Genomic DNA, 21,247 nt, shown 5'->3' on the forward strand with positions numbered 1-21,247 from the left:
AGCATCAGCATGCACAGCCCCATCCTGATGTTCCAGTCTTCCCACTTCGCCGCCATTCCCGGCGAAGATGAACTGACCAATCCCGGCATCTTCGGCCGCCAACTGGCCGAATGGGTGGCCGCCGAACTGCCAGCGCTGGGCTTCGAGCTTACCGGCCCCGCCATCCCCGAGGACTTCGGCTGGTGCGTGCCAGTGGCCTCCGAGGAATGCGACCTGTATGTGGCTTGCGCCAATTCGGAAGAGGGCTGGCAGGCCTTTGTGTTCGCCGAGAGCGGCCTGATGGCGCGCCTGCTCGACCACGATCCCCGTCCTCCCGCCGTTTCTGCGCTTTACATCGCGCTGTTCGACCTGCTGCAGCGCGCTCCCCATATCGATAGCCTACGTGAGGACGCCTGAATGTATCCAGTATCCGTGAAAGGCGTGCTGGCCGCGCCGTCCGGCGAAGTCGTGCTGCTGATGAACGAACGCGCGGAGTGGGAGCTGCCGGGCGGGCGCATCGAGATCGGCGAGTCGTCGGCCGAGTGCCTGGCCCGCGAAATCCGCGAAGAGCTTTGCCTCGACGTGGCCGTCGGCGCGCCGCTGGACAGCTACCTGTTCGAAGTCATCCCCGGCAAGCACGTCTTCATCGCCACCTATGCCTGCACGCTGCAGGGCGACTTCAATGCGTCCATCAGTCATGAACACAAGCGCCTCGGCCTGTTCCATCCGGACGCGCTACCCGAGCGCATCCCGCCCGGCTACCGCGCTTCCATCGCCGCCTGGCGCGCTCACGGGCACGCGCAATGACGGCCAATCGCCTGTCGCGCCACCTGCGCGCCGCCGCCTATAACAACGCCTGGGCCAACCACCGCCTGCTGCGCGCCTGCGCCCAGCTATCGCAGGAGAACTTCGAGGCAGGGCGCACCGGTTTCTTCCCGTCCCTCAAGGCTACGTTGAACCACATCCTCACCGTGGACTGGTTCTACATCGACGCGCTGGAACGCAACCTGCGCGGCGAGCCGCCGCATCCGGATTACCAAAGCTTCTTCCGCCCCGAGCAGCCCTTCGCCAGCGCGGCCGAACTCCGCGCCGCCCAGCGCGCTTCCGACCAGCGCTTGATCGACTACGCCAGTAACCTGACCGACGATATGCTGGACGAAATCGTCGTCATCCAGCGCATTGGTCACGAGCAGCGCGATACGCGCGAGCGCCTGCTCGCCCACGTCTACCAGCACCAGATCCACCACCGGGGCCAGGTGCACAACATGCTGTCCGCCACGCCCGTCGCCCCGCCGCAGCTGGACGAATTCTATGCCGCCGGCGAAGCGCCCTTGCGTACGCAGGACTTCATCGAACTTGGCTGGACCGAAGAACAGATATGGGGAATAGACAATGGGCGCTAAAACCTGGTTGATCATGTACGCCGACGGCGATCCGATCCAGATCCTGCGATCCCGTCCGCAGCTCGATCGCACCGCCAGCGCCGCCGTCGCCGCGCAGCTTTTCCCCGCCGACCGCTTCACCGAAGCGCCGGACGGCAGCCTGGCCTTCGCCTGCCCGCCCGACAATACGCTGATGGTGGCCTGTTTCCCCGGCCTGACCATCGTCGCCGACGGCTCGCTCGGCATCGACTACCCATCCCACCTTGACCGCCGCTTCATCGACCATGCGGCCGGCCGCAAGACCTATCTGCACTGCATGCACAGCGTGGTGGACTGGTTCGCGTTTGCGGTGTGGGAGAATGGGCAGCTGCAGCGTGCGCTGAGCCTGTCGCCTGACAGCGGCATCATGGAGGACCTGGGCGAGCGCCTGCCGTTCGAGGCGCCATACTGGTCCGGCCAGCGCCCCGCCGTGGACCCGGAAGATGATCCTGACGACTACCCGCTGCCATTCCATCCGCTCGAAATGGGCGAGGACGCGCTGAAAGCGCTCTTCGGCTATAACCTGGAAGGCGAAATCGACCTGACCCAGCCCGATCCGCAAACAATTCCGATGATGGTTTTCGCGCGCAAGAAGGCTTGGTGGAAGCTTTGGTGAACCCAACCCAAAAGCTGGTGTCTGCCACGATGTGGCAGACACCTGTTTGGGTGCCCGTCCCTTTTTTTCTCCCGCGGCGTTGACCAGGTGGCTGCCACATCGTGGCTGCCACCAGGGTTTGCATTGGGTTCAAGGCAAAACCGCCCCATCCAGCGCATGCCGCGTAATCGCGCCGTCATCCGCAATGGCAATCCAACCGCCGCGTGGAGGAGAAGCCTCCGGCTCCCAATCCGGCAGCACATAACGGCGCTTGCCGTCGACCACATGCAGGGCAGGGCGGTGCGTATGGCCGTGGATCATGACCGAAGTGCCGGTCTGTGCGAAGACATCGGCGATGGCCGCCGGCGTCACATCCATGATTTCGTAGGACTTCTCCGCGTGGCCTTCCTTGCTCTTCTCGCGCAGGCCCGCGATGATCTGCTTGCGCTGCGCTAAAGGCATGGACAGGAACTGCTGCTGCCAGGCCGGCTGACGCACCTGCGCGCGGAATTCCATATACTTGACGTCCGCCGTGCATTGCGCATCGCCATGCAGCAGCACAATGCGCTGGCCGCCCGCTTCGATCACCCAGGTCTCGGGCAGCAGGGTCAGGCCGCAAGCTTCGGCAAATCCGGAACCGACAAGAAAATCGCGGTTGCCCGCGATCCAGGACACCTGCACACCCGCGTCGCTCACGCGGCGCAAGGCCGCCACGATCTGCTGATGGAAGGGGGCCGACAGATCGTCGTCGCCCGCCCAGTATTCGAACAGATCGCCCAGCAGGTACAGTTGCTGCGCCTTCAGCGCGCGCTCGTCGAGGAAGCGCAGGAACGCTTCCGTCAACGCGGGACGCTCCGGCTGCAGGTGCAGGTCGGAGATAAGGAGAATCAAGATTTAAGCAGCTTCGATCTTCTCAATGATGATGTCTTCCGCCGGCACGTCGGCAAACATGCCGGAGCGGGTGGTCTTGGCCTTGCGGATTTCATCGACCACTTCAGTGCCTTCGGTTACCTTGCCGAACACGGCATAGCCCCAGCCGTCCTGGCCTGGGTAGTCCAGGAAGGAATTGTTCTTCACGTTGATGAAGAACTGGGCGGACGCGGAGTGCGGCGCCGAGGTACGGGCCATGGCCAGGGTGTAAGGCTCGTTCTTCAGGCCGTTCTTCGCTTCGTTTTCCACGGTCTGGTCGGTCGGCTTCTGCTTCATGCCCGGCTCGAAACCGCCGCCCTGGATCATGAAACCGTCGATTACGCGGTGGAAGATGGTGTTGTTGTAGTGGCCCGCGTTCACATAGTGCAGGAAGTTCTCAACGGTCTTCGGCGCTTTTTCCGCGTCCAGTTCTGCGACGATCTTGCCTTTGTTGGTGGTGATGGTGATGGTGGTCATGTTCTTCTTCCTTAAATTCGAGGGCCGGGAGTGTATCCCAGCCGATGGCAAAACGCTATTTTACCGCCTCAGGCGTCGGGGCGGGCTGCTGGGGAGGCGTTGGTTCGGCCGGCGGCACCGGCTCGGCCGGTTGCGCAGGCTGCGCTGGCTGTGCCTCGGGCGCCGGTGGAGCTGCCGGCGGTTCTGGCGGCGGCACAATACGTGTCTTGAGCACGGTGACCGATTTCACGACGATCGGCGTGACCGGCAGGTTCTGGAAGTTCGGTTTATCGTCCACCAGCACGGCCTTGATCTTGTCGACCGTCTCCTTGCCCTGGATCACGCGGCCGAATACCGTGTAACCCTTACCATCCGGCAGCGGGAAGTCGAGGCCGATATTGTCGGCCACATTGATGAACCATTGCGACTGGCCGGAATTCGGATCGTCATGGCGCGCCATCGCGATCGTATAGGCCAGGTTGCTCAGGCCGTTCTTTGCCTCGCTCTTGATAGTGGGACGCAAGCCTGGCTTGCTCTTCAGGTCCGCCGTGTAGCCGCCGCCCTGGATCATGAAGCCATTGATCACGCGGTGGAAGATCGTGTCCTTGTAGAAGCCGCTCTTTACATAGGCCATGAAGTTGGCCGTGGAGATGGGCGCTTTCTCCTGGTCCAGTTCAACAATGATCTCGCCCATCGTGGTCTTCATCGAGACCTGGGGATTCTCGGCCGCGTGCGCCGCGCCGGTCAGCAGCATGGCCGCCAGGGCCAGGCCTTTCAGTTTATGCATGGTTTTCCTTATGAGTACAATCTCGCTCGGGCGATTTTATCAATGCTATACTTCCGCTGACGTTCCATTCTAGCAAAGAAGAACTATAACAAAGGGCGGCTGGATCCCACTGCACTGACGACCTGGCGCGGCACACCTGTGCTTGCGCCATATTGTCGTTCTGCTATGGGTTGCCGTCCCGTTTAACAGAACCCGATGAGCAATTTAAAGATTTACAACACGCTGGCGCGCGAAAAGCAGACGTTCAAACCGATCGACGAGGGCAAGGTCCGCATGTATGTGTGCGGCATGACCGTCTATGACTACTGCCACGTTGGCCACGGCCGCATGCTGATGGCGTTTGACGTGATCTACCGCTGGTTGAAGGCATCGGGCTACGCCGTCCAGTACGTGCGCAATATCACGGACATCGACGACAAGATCATCAAGCGCGCTGTCGAAAACGGCGAGACCATCGGCCAGCTGACCGGCCGCTTCATCAAGTATATGGATGAAGACTGCGCCGCTCTGGGCATCCTGGAGCCGACCGACGTGCCGCGCGCCACCCAGTACGTGCCGCAGATGCTGGGCATCATCGGGAAGCTGGAAGCGAAAGACCTGGCCTATAAGGCCGCCGATGGCGACGTGAACTACTCTGTGCGCAACTTCCCCGGCTACGGCAAGCTGTCCGGCAAGTCGCTGGACGACCTGCGCGCCGGCGAGCGCGTGGACGTGAACACCGGCAAGCGCGACCCGCTCGACTTCGTGCTGTGGAAGGCCGCCAAGGAATCCGAGCCGGATGAAGTGAAGTGGGATTCGCAATGGGGCAAGGGCCGCCCGGGCTGGCATATCGAGTGCTCCGCCATGTCCTGCGCGCTGCTGGGCGAACAGTTCGACATCCACGGAGGCGGCGCCGACCTGCAGTTCCCGCACCACGAGAACGAGATCGCCCAGTCCGAAGGCGCCTTCGGCCACGATATGGTTAACTACTGGGTGCATAACGGCTTCGTGCGCGTCGATAACGAGAAGATGTCCAAATCGCTGGGCAATTTTTTCACCATCCGCGAAGTGCTGCAAAAGTTCGACGCCGAAGTGGTGCGCTTCTTTATCCTGCGCGCCCACTATCGCAGCCCGCTGAACTATTCGGATGCCCACCTGGAAGATGCGCGCGGCGCGCTGACCCGCCTCTACACCGCCCTCGACGGCGTGCAGGGCGACGGCCAGCCGCTGGACTGGAACGAAGAGAATGCGAAGCGCTTCGCCGAAGCGATGGACGATGACTTCAACACGCCGATCGCCGTATCCGTGCTGTTCGACCTGGCTTCGGAAGTGAACAAGACCAAGTCGCCGGCAGTCGTGCGCCAGCTGAAAGGCCTGGCTTCCGTGATTGGCCTGCTGGAGCGTAGCCCGGACGAATACCGCAAGGCCGCACCGGCCGGCGCGGCAGGCGAGGGCGGCCTGGACGAAGCAGCCATCGACGCAGCCATCGCCGAACGCGCGGCCGCCAAGAAGGCGCGCGACTTTGCGAAGTCGGACAAGATCCGCGCCGACCTGCTGGCCGCTGGCATCGTCCTCGAAGACAAGCCAGACGGCACCACGAACTGGCGCCGCGCGTAATGTTCCAGGAACGTGGCAAAGCGGCCTCCGTGCCGCCTTATTGGGAAGAAGCCAAGGCGGAGCTTATGAAGCGGGATCGCATCATGAACCGCCTGATTCCCCAATTCGGCGACTTGCACCTGGTCGGCCACGACGATCCTTTCATCACGCTCGCCCGTTCCATCGTCAACCAGCAAGTGACGCAAAAGGCCGCCAACCTTGCCTGGGGCAAGCTGCTGGAGGCGCTGCCGAAATTCACGCCCGCCGCCGTGCAAAAGGCCGGCGCGCCCCAACTGGCCGCCTGCGGCCTTTCCAAGCGCAAGACCGAATACATCCTGGACCTGGCCGACCACTTCAAGACGAAGAAGGTGCATGCCAATGAATGGGGCCAGATGGACGACGAAGCGGTCATTGCGGAACTGGTCCAGATCCGCGGCATTACCCGCTGGACAGCAGAGATGTTTTTGATATTTAATCTGCTCCGTCCCAATGTCTTGCCGCTGGATGACCCGCGCCTGATCGATGGCATCAGCCAGAATTACTTTTCCGGCGAACCGGTTTCGCGCAGCGATGCGCGGGAAGTGTCCGCCAACTGGGAACCGTTCCGAACAGTTGCTACCTGGTATTTATGGCGTAGCCTGGACCCGGTTCCGGTAAAATAGCGAAAATTGGGCGCCGTGCGCCCGCCAAAAGCTGGCGCGACACGGCTGTCATACTCTCGGAGGTACAATGATTAAAACGACTTTCCTCAATTTTGAGCAACCAATTGCGGAATTGGATTCCAAGATTGAAGAGCTGCGTTTCGTGCAAGACGACTCGGCCGTCGACATTTCAGAAGAAATCGACCGCCTGGCCAAGAAGAGCCAGCAGCTGACCAAAGACATCTACGCCAAGCTCACGCCCTGGCAGGTTTCCCAGATCGCCCGTCACCCCCAGCGTCCATACACGATGGACTATGTGAACGAGATCTTCACCGACTTCCACGAACTGCACGGCGACCGCACCTATGCGGACGACCAGTCCATCGTTGGCGGCCTGGCCCGCTTCAACGGCCAGCCTTGCATGGTCATCGGGCACCAGAAGGGCCGCGACACCAAGGAACGCGCCGCGCGCAACTTCGGCATGCCGAAGCCGGAAGGCTATCGCAAGGCCATGCGCCTGATGAAGGTAGCCGAGAAATTCAACCTGCCTATCTTTACCTTTGTCGACACGCCTGGTGCCTTCCCTGGCATCGACGCTGAAGAGCGCGGCCAGTCCGAAGCGATCGGCCACAACCTGTACGTGATGGCCGAACTGAAGGTGCCGCTGATCGCTACCATCATCGGCGAAGGTGGTTCCGGCGGCGCACTGGCCATTGCTGTCGGCGATGCGGTGCTGATGCTGCAGTACGCAACCTATTCCGTGATCTCGCCGGAAGGCTGCGCCTCCATCCTGTGGAAGACTTCCGAGCGCGCTGCCGACGCAGCCGAAGCGCTGGGCCTGACCGCGCACCGCCTGAAGGCCATTGGCCTGATCGACAAGATCGTCAACGAACCGCTGGGCGGCGCCCATCGCGACCCGAAAGAGATGGCCCGCCTGCTGAAGCGCGCGCTGGCCGACTCCCTGCGCCAGTTCCAGGGCATGAAGACCAAGGACCTGCTGGAAGCGCGTCACGAAAAGCTGATGAGCTACGGCAAATTCAAGGAAACCACTCCGCAAGAGTGAGCCTCAGCGCTTTATTCTCCGCCTCCCCTGAGCGCGCTTCCGCGCGCGCCAGGGCAGGCCATCGCCATCGCCCTCAGCGGCGGCCTCGATTCCTCCGCACTGCTTCACCTGGCCCACGCCTGGGCCCGCAGCGCCACGCCCATCGTGTCGCCCGCTGCCGCGCCGGAGCTTGACGCCGCGCTCGCGCCACGCCTGTACGCCTTCCACGTTCATCACGGCCTTAGCCCAAATGCCGACGCCTGGCTCGCCCATTGCGAGCGCGCATGCGCCGCGCTGGGCATCACCTTCGCGTCCCGCCGCATTACGCTGGACGACAAGCGCTCCGGCACCGAAGCTGCCGCCCGCAAGCAACGCTACGCCGCACTTGGCGAGATGTGCCGCGAGCACGGCGTCCAGCTGCTGCTCACCGCCCACCACCAGGACGATCAGGCTGAAACCATCCTGCTCCAGCTTCTGCGCGGCTCCGGCCCCGCCGGACTCTCCGGCATGGACGCCGCCAACCGCGCGCCCGGCCTGCTGGGCAGCGATGACATCCTGCTCGCCCGTCCCTTGCTCGCCGCCAGCCGCGCCGAGCTCGAGCACTACGTCCGCGAGCATGGCATCGCGCACATCGAAGACGAATCGAACGCCGACCAGCGGTATGCCCGCAACGCCTTGCGCCACAGCGTGATGCCCCAACTCGAGCGCGCCTTCCCCGGCTACCAGGAACGCTTCGCCCGCAGCGCCCGCCACGCCCAGTCCGCCCAGCGTCTCCTGACGACCTCGCAGCCGACGACCTCCGCGCCTGCCTCCGCCCAGCCGAGAGCGCGGACTCGCGCGCCAGCCTTGATCTCGCGCGCCTGCGCGCCCTGAGCGAAGACCGCTGCAACAACCTCCTGCGCCACTGGTTCGCCAGGCGCAACATCCGCCTGCCATCCACCAGCTGGCTGGCCGAAATGCGCGAGCAGGCGCTGACGGCAAGAGACGACGCCAACCTGCGCGTCACCCATCCCGACTGCGAAGTCCGCCGCCACCGCAACCGCCTGTACCTGGTCGAACGCCGCGATCCGCTGCCGGACGAAGATCAGCACTTCCGCTGGAACGGCGAAACGCGAATCGACTTCCCCGCATTCGGCGGCACGCTGCACATCGAGCTGGCAACAGAAGGCCTCGACCCTGACTGGCTGCGCGCCCAACTGCTCGCCATCGGCAAGCGCAAAGGCGGCGAACGCCTCAAGCCGGCCAGCAACAGGCCCACCCGCGACCTCAAGCACCACTACCAATCCCTCGGCGTTCCCACATGGGAGCGCGACAGGGCAACAATTGTCTCGATTCCAGGCCAATTGATATACGCCGCAGGAATCGGCATGGATTGCCACAAAATGACCTTAGGTCAGTTCCCGCGCATAGTATTCCGCTGGGAAACCAAATAATATTTTCCTATAGTTGTCTATACGTATGTACTTATGCCAATTTGGTATGAGTTTAGTACCTTTTTGACTTGAGGTTTTGCAACGCAGCATGTAGAGTAAAGGGCTCCTTTTAATACATCAGTGCGGAAATACAAGCATGGCTTTAATTGTCCACAAATACGGCGGTACGTCGATGGGCTCGACGGAACGCATCAAAAACGTCGCGCGTCGCGTCGCCAAATGGCACGATGCGGGACACCAGATCGTGGTGGTGCCGTCGGCAATGTCCGGCGAGACCAACCGTCTGATTGCCCTGGCCAAGGAAGTGCAAAACCCGCCCGACCCGCGTGAACTGGACATGATCGCCTCCACCGGCGAACAAGTCTCCGTGGGTCTGCTGTCGATGGCGCTGCAAGCGATCGGCAAGAGCGCGGTCTCCTACGCCGGCTGGCAAGTGGCCATTAAAACCGACTCCGCCTTCACAAAGGCGCGCATCCAGTCGATCGACGATGCCCGCGTGCGCAAGGACCTGGAAGAGAACAAGATCGTCATCATCACCGGCTTCCAGGGCGTGGACGAGAACGACAATATTGCCACCCTGGGCCGTGGCGGTTCGGACACTTCCGCCGTGGCGATCGCCGCGGCGCTGAAGGCCGACGAATGCCTGATCTACACGGACGTGGACGGCGTCTACACCACCGACCCGCGCGTGGTCTCCGAAGCGCGTCGCTTGAAGGCGATCACCTTCGAAGAGATGCTGGAACTGGCCTCGCTGGGCTCCAAGGTCCTGCAGACCCGCTCGGTGGAATTCGCCGGCAACTACCGCGTCCCGACCCGCGTCCTGTCCTCGCTGACCGATCCGATGATGGATCTGACCGAAGAAGCCAGCTCGGGCACCCTGATTTCGTTTGAGGAAGACAAGAATATGGAACAAGCAGTTATCTCCGGCATCGCCTTCAACCGCGACGAAGCCAAAATCACCGTACTGGGCGTGCCTGACCGTCCAGGCGTGGCCTACCACATCCTGGGCCCGGTCGCCGAGGCGAACGTCGAAGTCGACATGATCATCCAGAACCAGTCCGTGGATGGTAAGACCGACTTTACCTTCACCGTGTCGCGCAACGACTACCAGAAGGCCATGGACGTGTTGCACAACGAGAAGGGCGAGATCGGCCACCACACCCTGGTGGGCGACGCCAAAGTGTCCAAGATTTCCGTGGTCGGCGTCGGCATGCGCTCGCACGTGGGCGTGGCCTCCAAGATGTTCCAGACGCTGGCGGAAGAGGGCATCAACATCATGATGATCTCCACTTCCGAGATCAAGATTTCCGTGCTGATCGACGAGAAATACATGGAGTTGGCCGTGCGCGCGCTGCACAAGGCATTCGAGCTGGATAAAGAGTAAATATTTCCAAAAAAAACTGTCGGATTGCCTTGACCAAAGCAGGATCGGTCTTTAATATGGCGGTCGTCTGATCTGACGCAGCAATGAAGAAGAGCAGACGATCGTTGAGCAATCGACGAGGAGACGTGGCCGAGTGGCCGAAGGCACTTCCCTGCTAAGGAAGCATACGGGCAAAACCTGTATCGTGGGTTCGAATCCCACCGTCTCCGCCAGAAATCTTTTGTTGAGGAAATTCAACAGCGAGGAACCCGCAAGCTTGGATGTTGCGGGTTTTTTCGTTTACTCCGGACGCACGCGCCACCTCAACGTCTTTTATTGTGGGACGACACTTCAAATATTACTCACCATCCCAGTAACTAACTTCGGTATCAACGCGGCCGATAAAGAGAAAGTCCTGTTGTTGCCCGTGCGTACCGGGCGGCTGGCCGTGAACTGCGAACTTACCCGAATCGGGATATTCCACAATATCCGGCTTTAGTTTTGTACTGACAGCCAAATAGCGTAACGGCACTAACCCGTTATTGATGATTTGATGAGCTGTTTCCCTGCCGCCTGGCGGGCACGCAATGATATCGCCGACTTGTATTGAATAGATGGTGTCCCCAGGAGTGGTGTACGAGAAGTGATTCTCAAGGGGCTGGGTCCCCGATCAGTTGATCACGGCAGAGAGCCGTGCGGACTGATTGTCGCTCAAGGACTGCAATCCTTCAAGCTGCATGTATCGGCGTTGCAGTGACCACTCGTCATTTTGCTCCAGCATCAAGGCGCCCACGAGCCGGATGATGGCGCGGTCATTGGGGAAGATGCCAATAACGTTAGTGCGGCGTTTGACCTCGGCGTTCAGGCGTTCCAACGGATTGGTGCTGTGAATCTGGGTTCGGTGCGCCTTGGGAAAGCTCATGAAGGATAGAACCTCATATTCGGCGTCATCCATCATGGCAGCCAGCTTGGAGAATTTGGCCCGCAGCTGGTCGGCCACTGTTCGCCACTGCCCGCTGGCTGCCTCGGCGCTTTCCTGCACAAAGATGGTATTGATCATGGCCAGTACGGCCTGGCGCTGGCCTTTACCAACATGCGCCAGGGCGTTACGGATAAAGTGCACACGGCAACGCTGCCAAGTTGTCTTCAACACCTTGCTGGTGGCCGCCTTCAGCCCTTCATGGGCATCCGAGATAACCAGCTTAACGCCACGCAGCCCTCGCCGCGTCAGGCCGCGCAGAAACTCGGTCCAGAAAGGCTCAGCCTCGGAAGGGCCGGTCGCCACGCCAAGGATTTCGCGCACGCCGTCAGTGTTGACGGCCACCGCGATTATCACGGCCACTGACACAACTCGGCCGGCCTGACGCGATTTAACGTAGGTGGCATCGATCCACAGGTAAGGCCAATCGCCTTCGATAGGCCGACCAAGGAAAGCTTGTACCCGCTCATCGATCTCTTCGCACAGCCGCGAGACCTGGCTCTTGGAGACGCCGGTCATGCCCATAGCCTTGACCAGTTCATCGACTGAGCGGGTGGAGATGCCCTGAATATAGGCCTCCTGAATCACCGCTGTTAGCGCCTTTTCGGCTGTGCGCCGTGGCTCCAGGAAGCCGGGGAAATAACTGCCGCTGCGCAGCTTGGGTATTTTGAGATCGACTTTGCCGGCCCGGGTTTCATAAGCGCGGTCGCGATAGCCGTTGCGGCTGTTGATGCGTTCATCACTGCGCTCGCCATAGGCGGCCTGGCAAAGCGCTTCCACGTCCATTTCCATGAGCCGCTGCAAGGCATGTTGCAAGGTCTGACGGATGAAATCTGCATCCGCCCCCTTTTCGGCGAGCTCGGATAGTGCGATAGTGGCGTTGGTCATTGTGTTTCCCTTAGGTTGAGTTAAGGTCTTCGCAAACCCAACATTACCTTAAGAATCACAATGGCCGCCCTCAAGCAGCCTTCCTAAACGCCGACTCCGGCGACCTCTTCATACACCACACCCTGGGGCACCATCTATTGAATAAGTCAGCTCTCCAATGCGAACCTCTCCACTTCCTTCGAGGATGAAAAACATCTCTTCGTTCACACGATGGTTGTGAAGCGGGAAAGCTCGCTTGCCCGGTGGGACCTCGGTGATGTTATATCCCAGATGCTGTGCTCCGATTCTTAACCCGATCAGCTGCATGCGTGCCTCAAATCTTTCTGCTGCCGGACCCGTGGCAGTGAAGGCCGCCGCTCCGGGTTGAAGCTCGACGTCTGCGACATTGATAATTGGTCTATCCATACGGTTCCCCTGGTTGCGGAGGCGCAGGCGGATCTTCGGTAATCGTCGGCACCTCAGAGGCCAGATAATCGATGAGGGCCCGTACCGATGGCAACATCCCCCTGCGGCTCATGAACACTGCATGAATGATGAACTCTCGGCTGTGCCAGCCCGGCAATACATGGAGGAGTTCACCTGATTTAAAGTTCAGCCAGCAGAATCGTTTCGGCAGCAATGCCAGACCCAACCCGGCGATCGCCGATGCGCGCACTATGTCAAGGCTGCTGCAAAACAGGCGAGGTTGATGCCGGAAGAAATGCATCGCACCATCCGGGCCTTCCAGTTCCCAGCAATCGCCTGCCGCATCTTCTGCTGTCGAGAGGGTGGGAAAGTCCGCCAATTGATCTACTGTAGCTGGAGCCGCGCGATCAGCCAACAGCGCCGGATTCATGGCCAGCACAGGGCGGCTGCAGCCCAGTGGGCGCACAATGAGTGAGGGATCAGTCTCAAGGCGCATCCTGCCCCGAAGGGCAACATCCACACGGTCCTCAATGAGGTCAGCAGGCCGATGGAAAACCTGTAATTGAATTCGTACCTTCGGATAACGTGCCGAAAAAACCTGGCAGCAGCGTCACCATCATGTACTGGATCAGTCCTGGCGGACAGCTCACACGCACCAGCCCTTGCGGTTCAGCACGCGATTGCGCAGCTACGGCCTCTGCCGCTTCTGCGCCTGCCAACATGACCTCACAGTGTTCATAGAATTCGCGGCCGACATCGGTTGTCCGCAAGCTGCGTGTGGTGCGTTCGAGGAGACGGACGTTCAGGCGATTTTCGAGCTGGGCCACACGCTTGCTCAGCGTCGATTTCGGCACCCCAATGTGCCGCGCGCCAGCCGCGAACCCGTTACAAGAAACCACGGTGTGGAAAAAGTACAAGTCGTTCAGGTCATGCATGGTTTGCTCCGCTTGCGAGCAGCAGTGCCCCGTGATCGTTTCCGCTGGTGGACGATGTGTCCACATTTCCCAGTCTAGTCCATCGATTGGTGCAGCCCTACACTGGTTTTCAACGACGAGCGCCAATAGCGGGGCTCAGCGTAAACGGGCCCGACGGGCAATACCCTTGCCCGAATCGCCAACCTCACCATCGAAACGAAACGGAGTTCATCATGACCAAGATCGACAAAGTACTGCTGACCGGTAAAACCCACACTACCGCGTCCAAGCCGGGCGACCACAACAGCACAGTGAACCTGAAGCTGTCAGGTACCGGCGCCAAGGACATTTCCTTTGAAGCCATTGCTGCCCATCCGACCGCTGAGCAGTTGTTCGCTGGCGCGTGGTCTTCCTGCTATACGTTGGCCCTGGGCTTGGCAGCGGAGCAGAGCAAGGTTACGCTGCCTGGCACTATGTCGGTCGATATCGAAGTCGACCTGGGCATCGCCGGCGGCGCGTACTTCATCGGCGCTCGCTTCACCGTCAACTTGCCGGGATTGGAACAAGATACCGCGAGCAAGGTCGCGCACCTGGCCGATACGCTCTGCCCGTACTCGAAAGCTGTGCATGGGAATATCGACATCGACTTTACAGTCAACGTGTGATGGCAGTAGCCCGGCTCTCGCCGGGCGTTTTTCCGAGGCTTGCGGCACTCGCAGGCCTTGACCATATCCCCTTTGGCGTCAGCGCGAAGGCGCCCGTCGTAGGATGGTTCTATCATTTCTAAAAGAGCAACATGGCATAGATAGTGCTTACGATGACTTGCCAAAAGCAACAAGCATGACATTTTCATCGTAAGCCCTGCCACCAGCACGCGGTAGAGATTGAATCTGAAGAGAACCTGCACACTTTGGTGCAACTGTCGTCGATAGAGCCGACTGTTTGCATCGTTGTGGTTCATTTTGGGGGCGCCGTGCACGCGCCTTCAATAAATTTTCAGGAGAGCTTTTGCACAATCAAATGCCCGCGCAGGCCGATCAGATCGACGAACTCGCCGGATTGGGCCGTTGGTCCATGGAGCGGCACACTTCCCATATGTCTCTCTCGCCGGTCGCCTGGCGCTTGCTCGGCCTGCAGAACGGAACGGGAAGCGACGTATGGACGACCGTCGTTACAGATGACGCGGAGCCGCTGCAGGCCGTACTGTCTGCAATCAGCCGCGATGGTGCGGCGTTGGTGCATGATTTCCGCACTGTCGATCCAGGGCATGGGATACGCTGGCTGCGCCTGCAGGCACTGGCGGCAGGGGACCTGCCCGTAGCCACCGGCATACTCACTGACATCACGGCGGCAAAGCGGGCCGCCACACGCGAGCGCTTTAACTTCGCGCTGACACAGTACCTGATCGGCACGGATACCTTCGACGACGCAGTCGACAAGATCCTGCACCTGGTCTGCGATGAACTGGGCTGGGAATGGGGTGCGTTCTGGGCGCGGAAAATCACGGCGCAGCTGAAATCCTGCGTTGCCGGCACGTCTGGCATAAACCGGATGGCGACTATGCGCAATTCCGCAGCGCTGCAACAGGGCTGGTGGTGATGCCGGGCCACGGACTGGTGGGCGAAACCTGGCTCACCGGCCAGGCGCAATGGGTCGAAGCAACGGCCACGCATGCCGACATGGTGCGCGTGCAAACGGCCCGGCGTTGCGGCCTGCAATCCGGATTCTTTTTCCCCGTCACTTATGTCGCAGCCGATGGCAAGCTGCATCGCGCGGGCGTGCTGGAATTTTTCAGCGCCGCACCGCGCCAGCGTGAAGCGCAATTGCCGGCCCTGGCCGAGTCGATCAGTGCGCTCGTCGCGCAGACCGCCCAGCGCATGGTGCAGCAGGAGCGCGTACGGGTGCTGGCGCAGACCGATGAAATGACCGGCCTGATCAACCGCGCATATTTCCATGAACTGCTGGACGCGGCTTGTGCCAGGGGCCGCGAGTTCGGCCTGCTGTACATTGACCTCGACCAGTTCAAACCCATTAACGACGGGTTCGGGCATGCCGCGGGCAATGTAGTGCTTTGCCAGTTCGCGGATCGCTTGCGAGCGCTGGCTCCCGGCGGTGCAACGATCGCACGCCTGGGCGGCGATGAATTCTCCATCCTCGCGCCGGCCGGGTATGGCAAAGCGGAGCTCGACGCTCTGGCACGCGCAGTGCTGGAGGCGGCGCGCGGTCGTTTCAATTACGCGGGACATGAATTGTCAGTGTCGGCCAGCATCGGCGTCAGCATGTTCCCCGTCCATGGTCAAAATACCGCGCAAATGCTGCATGCGGCGGATGCGGCAATGTATGTAAGCAAGGGCAATGGCCGTAATCTGGTCAGCTACTTTGACCGCGGAAGCGACACGCAGCATCGCGCGGTGGCGACTCAATTGCTCATGCTCTCCGAACTGAGGAACGCCTTGCAGCGTGAAGAGTTCTTCCTTGAATATCAGCCCATTTGCGACACGCAAAGCGCGCAGCTTGTCGGTCTTGAGGCGCTGATACGGTGGCGGAAATCGGATGGGCGTGTCGTTCCTCCCCATCAGTTCATTCCAGTCGCCGAGCAGAGCCGCCTCATTGCACTGATAGGACGATGGGTCATCCAGCAAGTGTGCCGGGACTTGCCGCGGCTGCACGCAGCCGGCATGCCGGGTGTGAAGGTCCACGTCAATATGGCAGCACCGGAGTTCCTTGATGCTGGATTACCGCAGGAACTGGCAGCCATCACTTCTACCGCCAACGTCGATCCACGGCATATTTGCCTGGAACTGACCGAGGGCGTCATCATGCAACGCATGGACAAGGCCTTGCCGGTCATGCAGGAACTGGTGCGCCTGGGCTTTGAAATCAGCCTCGATGATTTCGGCATGGGCTATTCCTCGCTTTCCCTGCTGAAGTCCTTGCCCATCAGCTCCCTGAAGATCGATCGCTTGTTCCTGCAGGGCGTTCCGCACGATCGTAACGATTGCGCCATCGTGCGCTCCATCATCGACCTGGGGCGCAATATGAAACTGCAGGTCATCGCAGAGGGCGTCGAGCTGGATGCGCACCTGGGCTTCCTGCGCCAATTTGGCTGTACCCTGATCCAGGGCTACTTGTCGGGCCGTCCGATGGAGCTTGCGAAGCTGATCGAAATGCACTGCGCGACGACGCAGCCCCGTACGGCGCTCCGGCCCGCCAATATTTCCCATGCCGCCGCCAGCCTGGCCTTGCTCCCGATTCCGAACTTCATTAGCGAATACTCATCATGGATCTGAACCCCGTCTTCCCGGTATCGCGCTTCCTTCCCTATATGCCCGACATCGGCAAATGCGAACGCTCGCTGCATGAACTCAGCCTGATGTGGCGCATGATCGAGGCCTCGGCCAAGATGAATTGTCCGGCGGAGGCCAGGACGATACTGCCAACCGTGGCGGCCACCCGTGCCGGCGTCAGTCAACTGGAGGAAGAACTGGTCGCGAGCCTGGCGCGCGAGAAAATGAACACTGTCCTGGCCGAGATGGCGACCAAGTCCGAGTACATCATAGAGATTGTCGTGCGTAATTTGTACGAACGCACGGCGGATGTCGGCTTTCTTGCGACCGATCGGGAGCTATGTTCCTTCGTGGCAGGCCTGAGCAATGATGCCGACGCGATACGTGCACGCCTGCGTTCCTATCGCAGTAAATACTCCGTCTACGATGAAATCATCCTGCTTGCCCCGGATGGCAAGGTACTGGTGCAGCTTGACGGGACCACGCCAATCACCCACAGCCAAGATCCGCTCATTGCCGAAACCCTGGCCTCTGACGGCTATGTCGAAACGTTCCGCGCCAGCGATCTGCGCCCGGGCAAGCGCGAGGCTTTGATTTATTCGCGCCGCATGTCTCATCCCGTCACCGGCGCCGCCGTCGGGATATTGTGCCTGTGCTTCCATTTTGAAGAGGAGATGGCGCGGATCTTTCAGACCTATCGCGACCGTTCGGAGCGGAGCGCCATGCTGCTGCTCGACGCTGACTGCCGCGTGATCGCCAGTGCGGATCCACTATGGATACCTTTGGGCGTCAAGGTTCCGGCCAATCCTCAGGGCAGTCCCACTTTAATGAAGTACGCAGGCAGGGATTACCTGGTACGGACAGCCAGCTCGCCCGGATATCAAGGCTATCCTGGCCCTTCCGGCTGGCAGGGACAGGTCATGATACCGGTCGACGTGGCCTTTGGCAGCGTGGACAGCGATGTGCTGGCGAGCCTGGCGCCTGATTGGGCGGAGGGCCTGTTGTCGCACGCCGGTTCCTTCTGTCCGCCGCTGTTCGAGATCATTCAGGCGGCCGACATGATCCGGCGCGTGGTGTGGAATGGACAGGTAATGAGCGCCGGCCAGGAAGGCGACATGGCGCGGCTTCAGAGTGTCCTGGAGCAAATCAGCGAAACGGGAGCGCGCAGCAATGCCTTGTTTTCGCGTTCGATCGGCGAGCTGTTCGAGACAGTCCTGGCCTCGGGACTAAGGGATGCGGAATTTTCCTCACACCTGATGGTCGATCTGCTGGACCGCAACTTGTACGAGCGGGCCAATGATTGCCGCTGGTGGGCCCTGTCGCCGGAACTGCGGCGGTTGTTGGCGGGCACTCTGCCCGACCGCGAGGCGCGCATGGAGGAGGTGCTTGCGTACATCCATGGCCTCTATACCGTTTATTCCTCATTGATTGTGTACGACCGCGATGGCGCCATTGTCGCCCGCTCTGGCAGCTGCACTGAAACGGCCATCGACGCCGTCACGCTGGAAGCGGTGACCGCCCTGCGCACGGAGCAGGACTATTACGTCACTCCGTTTGCGCCATCACCGCTCTACGATGGCAAGCCGACCTATGTTTACCATGCGGCGATTCGTGCGCCTGGCGATGACCAGGCCGTGATAGGGGGCATCGGCATTGTTTTTGATGCGGCAGCCGAGTTTGATGCGATGCTGCGCGGTGCATTGGGCGATCAACCGAAGGTGCATGCCTATTTCATGGACCGGGCCGGCAATATCATCGCCACAACCGATGCGGCCCGGCCGGTGCTGGGACAGCTTTCCATCGCGCCGCATTTGTCCGCGATGGAAAACGGCCGTAGCGGCTCCTGCCTGCTAACCCACGATGGCCACTATGCGCTGATGGGGTGCACAGTATCGAATGGCTACCGTGAATTCAAAGTGTCGGATGGCCGTCCTGTGGATGTCCTTGCCGTAGTGGTGGAATCGTTCGGCGCGGTTCGAGCCGGCACGCCGGAGAATGCGGCGCCGGCGCGGCGCCTGCAAGGCCCCCTTGGCCGGGTACAGGGCACAGAGTTCGCTACCTTCTTTGTTGCCGGTGCACTCTTCGCCATGCCGGCGGGCGATGTGCAGGAGGCGCAGCCGGCGTCGAAGCTGTCTTCGGTCTCAATGGGCGGTGGCGGCGCATGCATAGGCGTACTGACCCGCGAAGAAAGGAATGATGACGACGCAGCATTCGTGTGGGCTTACGATCTGGGCTTCCTGCTCACGGGGCAGGCGACGCCGATCGATAGCGGGGCACAAATCATCGTGGTACGGCACAACTCGCGCACTGTGGGGCTGCTGGTCAGCGAATTGCATGACGTGGCCAAATTCAACGAGGAGGACTTGATCGCGTTGCCGCTGGCAAGCGGTGGATGCATGCTCGTCTCGCATGTGATCAGCGCAAATCAGGGCGATGTGCTGATACAGCGAATCGATATCGCCCGTCTGTTTGATTTGCTGGGCAATGGCAGGGACATGCAGGCCCTTTACGCAGCCTGATTTGCGAAGAACATCCGGACTTCCAGGCCGGGATGCCGGTTGCGGACGATGAGCGATCCGCCGTGCAGTTTCAGGATGGCGTTGATGTTGGACAGGCCAATGCCATTTCCCGGCAAATGGCGCGAGCGGTCGACGCGGAAGAAGCGTTCGGTCAGCATGGGGATGGCCTCGTCGGGAACTCCCGGGCCGGTATCCTCAACAACCAGTTCAGCGCCGCCTTCCACGGGCACGCAGCGCACCGTGACCGTGCTGCCCGCACCGGCGTATTTGAGGGCGTTGTCGAGAAGTCCTCCAAGAGCGGAGGCAATCAAGTCGCGGTCGCCGGGAATTCCGCCAACTTGCCGTATATCGCTTGCCAGGCGGATTGACGACTCCTCGGCGGCCGCCTCGTAGAGCTCGACAATTTGGCAGCAATCTGCGCGAGGTCGATGCGGTCGGCGTAGCTTGGCCGCATGCCGGATTCGGCCGCCGCGATGCGCAGCAGCTTTTCAAACAGGACGATCAGCTGGTCGATGTCTGCGATGGATTTTTCCGCGGCCAGCGCCAGTTCACCAGTCGCCCCCGGACGCAAGCTCGCAGCGAGGCGGTTGCGCACCCGGCTCAGGGGCGTGCGCAAATCATGGGCAATGGCGTTGGAGACATTGCGCACGCCTTCCATCAACCGTTCGATCTGGGCCAGCATGCGATTGATGTCACGGCTCAGCAGGCTGAATTCGTCCTCGCCCGATTCCGGCACGCGCTGGGCCAGGTCACCCGCGCTGACGCGGTGTGCGATGCGGCGCACCGCGCCAACGCGATGGTCGATGGAGCGCCGCAGGAACCACGTGCCAGCACCGACAAAGAGCAGCGCCACCAGCAAACCGATGATGGCGGCGCGCTTGATCACTCCCTGCAGGGCATCGAGCTCGCGCAAGTCGCGGCCGACCAGCAGGCGCGTGCCTCCCGGCAGCCGCTGGATGATGAAGCGCGCACGGATCTCCTCATGGTCGCGCGTCAGCAGGCCGTTGACCAGGGTGCCGTCCTTGCTCTTGTCGGGGAACGCTGAGACATTGCCCAGCAGGATACGGCCATCGGTGGACTGCAGCAGAAACAGCTCAGTGTCCGTATCGGTCTTGTCATGCAGTTGCAGCGTGATTTCGCTGCTCAGGCTTTCAATGCCGCCTTCCTCGCTGGCCTCGCGCAGGCGCGCGCTGATGGACTGGATCTTCGAGTCGGTCAGGCTTTCGAGCACGCCGACCGTGCCGAAATAGAAGGCCAGCACCGCGGCCCCCACCGAGGCGAAAGCAATCAGCCCATACATCAGCGCCAGGCGTGATGCAATGGACGAGACCAGCGAACTACGCATTGCCATCGTCAGCCACTTGGCAAAGCATATAGCCCTCGCCGCGGATGGTATGAATCAGCGGCGAGGCAGCATCCTTATCGACCTTGCCGCGCAGGCGGCTGATCTGAACGTCGATGACATTGGTTTGCGGGTCAAAGTGATACTCCCACACGCTTTCCAGCAGCATGCTGCGCGTGACCACCGTGCCGGCATTGCGCATCAGGTATTCGAGCAGGCGGTACTCGCGCGGCTGCAGGTTCAGGCGCACGCCGGCGCGGCTGGCGCGCAGGGCGCGCAAGTCCAGTTCCAGGTCGCCCACCCGCAGTACCAGCGTGTCTTCGGCGGGTGCGGCGCGGCGCACCAGGTTTTCCAGGCGGGCCAGCAATTCGGCCGCGGCGAAAGGCTTGCTGAGATAATCGTCGGCGCCGGCGCGCAGGCCGTGCACCCGTTCGTCCACATCGCCCAATGCGCTCAGCACCAGCACCGGCAGGCGCATGCCGCGCGTGCGCAGGCGCCTGAGCAGGTCCAGGCCATCGAAATCGCCAGGCAGCATGCGGTCGAGGATCATCACATCCCACTCTCCGCTTTCCAGCTGCAGCCAGCCTTGCTGCGCATCCTCGCAGCCCAGCGCCGTGTGGCCGGCCTGGCGCAGCGCGGCCATCAGGTATTCGCGGGTCTCCGCATCATCGTCAACGATCAGGCATTTCATTTGCGGATCATAGCATTGCGT

General features: G+C 61.1%; 24 protein-coding genes and 1 tRNA gene. 15 read left to right on the plus strand and 10 right to left on the minus strand.

Annotated features, from left to right (window positions below):
- The first annotated feature begins 9 nt into the window (after positions 1-9).
- The 4 genes from ACHMW6_RS12235 to ACHMW6_RS12250 are packed head-to-tail and all read left to right on the plus strand — an operon-like array spanning position 10 to position 2,016.
- Positions 10-396, plus strand: a complete 387-nt coding sequence (locus ACHMW6_RS12235) for a hypothetical protein (protein ID WP_395407357.1) — start codon at positions 10-12, stop codon at positions 394-396.
- Positions 397-786 (plus strand): NUDIX domain-containing protein, encoded by a 390-nt coding sequence (locus ACHMW6_RS12240; RefSeq protein ID WP_395407359.1) that lies wholly within the window; start codon positions 397-399, stop codon positions 784-786.
- Complete coding sequence (locus ACHMW6_RS12245; protein WP_395407361.1) at positions 783-1,382, plus strand: DinB family protein; 600 nt, start codon at positions 783-785, stop codon at positions 1,380-1,382. The genes ACHMW6_RS12240 and ACHMW6_RS12245 overlap by 4 nt, the downstream gene beginning before the upstream one ends.
- Complete coding sequence (locus ACHMW6_RS12250) at positions 1,372-2,016, plus strand: DUF6928 family protein (protein WP_395407362.1); 645 nt, start codon at positions 1,372-1,374, stop codon at positions 2,014-2,016. The genes ACHMW6_RS12245 and ACHMW6_RS12250 overlap by 11 nt, the downstream gene beginning before the upstream one ends.
- A gap of 129 nt (positions 2,017-2,145) precedes the next feature.
- Here ACHMW6_RS12250 and ACHMW6_RS12255 read toward each other — a convergent pair whose 3' ends face one another.
- The 3 genes from ACHMW6_RS12255 to ACHMW6_RS12265 are packed head-to-tail and all read right to left on the minus strand — an operon-like array spanning position 2,146 to position 4,147.
- A complete protein-coding gene (locus tag ACHMW6_RS12255; RefSeq protein ID WP_395408591.1) occupies positions 2,146-2,889 on the minus strand; it encodes a UDP-2,3-diacylglucosamine diphosphatase in 744 nt (247 codons plus the stop codon).
- On the minus strand, positions 2,890-3,381 hold the full coding sequence (locus ACHMW6_RS12260; RefSeq protein WP_395407363.1) for a peptidylprolyl isomerase: 492 nt from the start codon (positions 3,379-3,381) through the stop codon (positions 2,890-2,892).
- A gap of 55 nt (positions 3,382-3,436) precedes the next feature.
- Entirely contained in the window at positions 3,437-4,147 is a 711-nt protein-coding gene (locus tag ACHMW6_RS12265; protein ID WP_395407364.1) for a peptidylprolyl isomerase, read from the minus strand.
- Positions 4,148-4,342: 195 nt separating this feature from the next.
- Here ACHMW6_RS12265 and cysS point away from each other — a divergent pair, with 195 nt between their 5' ends.
- From cysS to ACHMW6_RS12300, 7 genes are all read left to right on the plus strand, one after another.
- Positions 4,343-5,743, plus strand: coding sequence for a cysteine--tRNA ligase (gene cysS, locus ACHMW6_RS12270; protein WP_395407365.1), 1,401 nt, complete (start codon positions 4,343-4,345; stop codon positions 5,741-5,743).
- Between the two features lie 65 nt (positions 5,744-5,808).
- Positions 5,809-6,384 carry a DNA-3-methyladenine glycosylase family protein gene (locus ACHMW6_RS12275; protein WP_395407366.1) on the plus strand — a complete coding sequence of 192 codons (576 nt, stop codon included), beginning with the start codon at positions 5,809-5,811 and terminating at the stop codon, positions 6,382-6,384.
- A gap of 67 nt (positions 6,385-6,451) precedes the next feature.
- Entirely contained in the window at positions 6,452-7,426 is a 975-nt protein-coding gene (locus tag ACHMW6_RS12280) for an acetyl-CoA carboxylase carboxyltransferase subunit alpha (protein ID WP_395407367.1), read from the plus strand.
- A 108-nt stretch (positions 7,427-7,534) separates the two neighbouring features.
- On the plus strand, positions 7,535-8,278 hold the full coding sequence (gene tilS / locus ACHMW6_RS12285) for a tRNA lysidine(34) synthetase TilS (protein WP_395408592.1): 744 nt from the start codon (positions 7,535-7,537) through the stop codon (positions 8,276-8,278).
- Positions 8,279-8,301: 23 nt separating this feature from the next.
- Complete coding sequence (gene tilS, locus ACHMW6_RS12290; protein WP_395408593.1) at positions 8,302-8,838, plus strand: tRNA lysidine(34) synthetase TilS; 537 nt, start codon at positions 8,302-8,304, stop codon at positions 8,836-8,838.
- A gap of 136 nt (positions 8,839-8,974) precedes the next feature.
- Positions 8,975-10,222 carry an aspartate kinase gene (locus tag ACHMW6_RS12295; RefSeq protein ID WP_395407368.1) on the plus strand — a complete coding sequence of 416 codons (1,248 nt, stop codon included), beginning with the start codon at positions 8,975-8,977 and terminating at the stop codon, positions 10,220-10,222.
- A gap of 119 nt (positions 10,223-10,341) precedes the next feature.
- Positions 10,342-10,434: transfer RNA gene (locus ACHMW6_RS12300), tRNA-Ser, on the plus strand.
- Positions 10,435-10,871: 437 nt separating this feature from the next.
- On the opposite strand, the gene ACHMW6_RS12305 is transcribed toward ACHMW6_RS12300, so the two are convergent.
- The 4 genes from ACHMW6_RS12305 to ACHMW6_RS12320 form a co-directional block, all read right to left on the minus strand.
- Complete coding sequence (locus ACHMW6_RS12305; protein WP_395398832.1) at positions 10,872-12,068, minus strand: IS256 family transposase; 1,197 nt, start codon at positions 12,066-12,068, stop codon at positions 10,872-10,874.
- Positions 12,069-12,176: 108 nt separating this feature from the next.
- Entirely contained in the window at positions 12,177-12,473 is a 297-nt protein-coding gene (locus ACHMW6_RS12310; RefSeq protein WP_395407369.1) for a cupin domain-containing protein, read from the minus strand.
- Entirely contained in the window at positions 12,466-13,041 is a 576-nt protein-coding gene (locus tag ACHMW6_RS12315; RefSeq protein WP_395408594.1) for a LysR substrate-binding domain-containing protein, read from the minus strand. The genes ACHMW6_RS12310 and ACHMW6_RS12315 overlap by 8 nt, the downstream gene beginning before the upstream one ends.
- On the minus strand, positions 13,010-13,408 hold the full coding sequence (locus ACHMW6_RS12320) for a LysR family transcriptional regulator (protein WP_395407370.1): 399 nt from the start codon (positions 13,406-13,408) through the stop codon (positions 13,010-13,012). Before ACHMW6_RS12320 ends, ACHMW6_RS12315 begins: the two co-directional genes overlap by 32 nt.
- A 212-nt stretch (positions 13,409-13,620) precedes the next feature.
- Here ACHMW6_RS12320 and ACHMW6_RS12325 point away from each other — a divergent pair, with 212 nt between their 5' ends.
- The 4 genes from ACHMW6_RS12325 to ACHMW6_RS12340 all read left to right on the plus strand — a co-directional run bounded on the left by ACHMW6_RS12325 (position 13,621) and on the right by ACHMW6_RS12340 (position 19,193).
- Entirely contained in the window at positions 13,621-14,052 is a 432-nt protein-coding gene (locus ACHMW6_RS12325) for an OsmC family protein (protein ID WP_395407371.1), read from the plus strand.
- 343 nt (positions 14,053-14,395) lie between these two features.
- Positions 14,396-14,986, plus strand: coding sequence for a hypothetical protein (locus ACHMW6_RS12330; RefSeq protein WP_395407372.1), 591 nt, complete (start codon positions 14,396-14,398; stop codon positions 14,984-14,986).
- Between the two features lie 224 nt (positions 14,987-15,210).
- A complete protein-coding gene (locus ACHMW6_RS12335) occupies positions 15,211-16,677 on the plus strand; it encodes a putative bifunctional diguanylate cyclase/phosphodiesterase (protein ID WP_395407373.1) in 1,467 nt (488 codons plus the stop codon).
- Positions 16,668-19,193 (plus strand): chemotaxis protein CheW, encoded by a 2,526-nt coding sequence (locus ACHMW6_RS12340; RefSeq protein WP_395407374.1) that lies wholly within the window; start codon positions 16,668-16,670, stop codon positions 19,191-19,193. Before ACHMW6_RS12335 ends, ACHMW6_RS12340 begins: the two co-directional genes overlap by 10 nt.
- Here the strand turns inward: ACHMW6_RS12340 and ACHMW6_RS12345 are convergent.
- From ACHMW6_RS12345 to ACHMW6_RS12355, 3 genes are read right to left on the minus strand one after another with little or no spacing between them, the layout of a single operon-like run.
- Complete coding sequence (locus ACHMW6_RS12345) at positions 19,181-19,504, minus strand: sensor histidine kinase (RefSeq protein ID WP_395407375.1); 324 nt, start codon at positions 19,502-19,504, stop codon at positions 19,181-19,183. The two genes, ACHMW6_RS12340 and ACHMW6_RS12345, sit on opposite strands and share 13 nt — an antisense overlap.
- Positions 19,501-20,538: a HAMP domain-containing protein gene (locus tag ACHMW6_RS12350; protein WP_395407377.1), complete on the minus strand. Its 1,038-nt coding sequence runs from the start codon at positions 20,536-20,538 to the stop codon at positions 19,501-19,503. The genes ACHMW6_RS12345 and ACHMW6_RS12350 overlap by 4 nt, the downstream gene beginning before the upstream one ends.
- Complete coding sequence (locus ACHMW6_RS12355) at positions 20,531-21,226, minus strand: response regulator transcription factor (RefSeq protein WP_395407378.1); 696 nt, start codon at positions 21,224-21,226, stop codon at positions 20,531-20,533. The genes ACHMW6_RS12350 and ACHMW6_RS12355 overlap by 8 nt, the downstream gene beginning before the upstream one ends.
- Positions 21,227-21,247 lie beyond the last annotated feature (21 nt).

It is taken from the genome of Pseudoduganella sp. UC29_106 (assembly GCF_044055365.1).
Classification (GTDB): Bacteria; Pseudomonadota; Gammaproteobacteria; order Burkholderiales; family Burkholderiaceae_D; genus Rugamonas.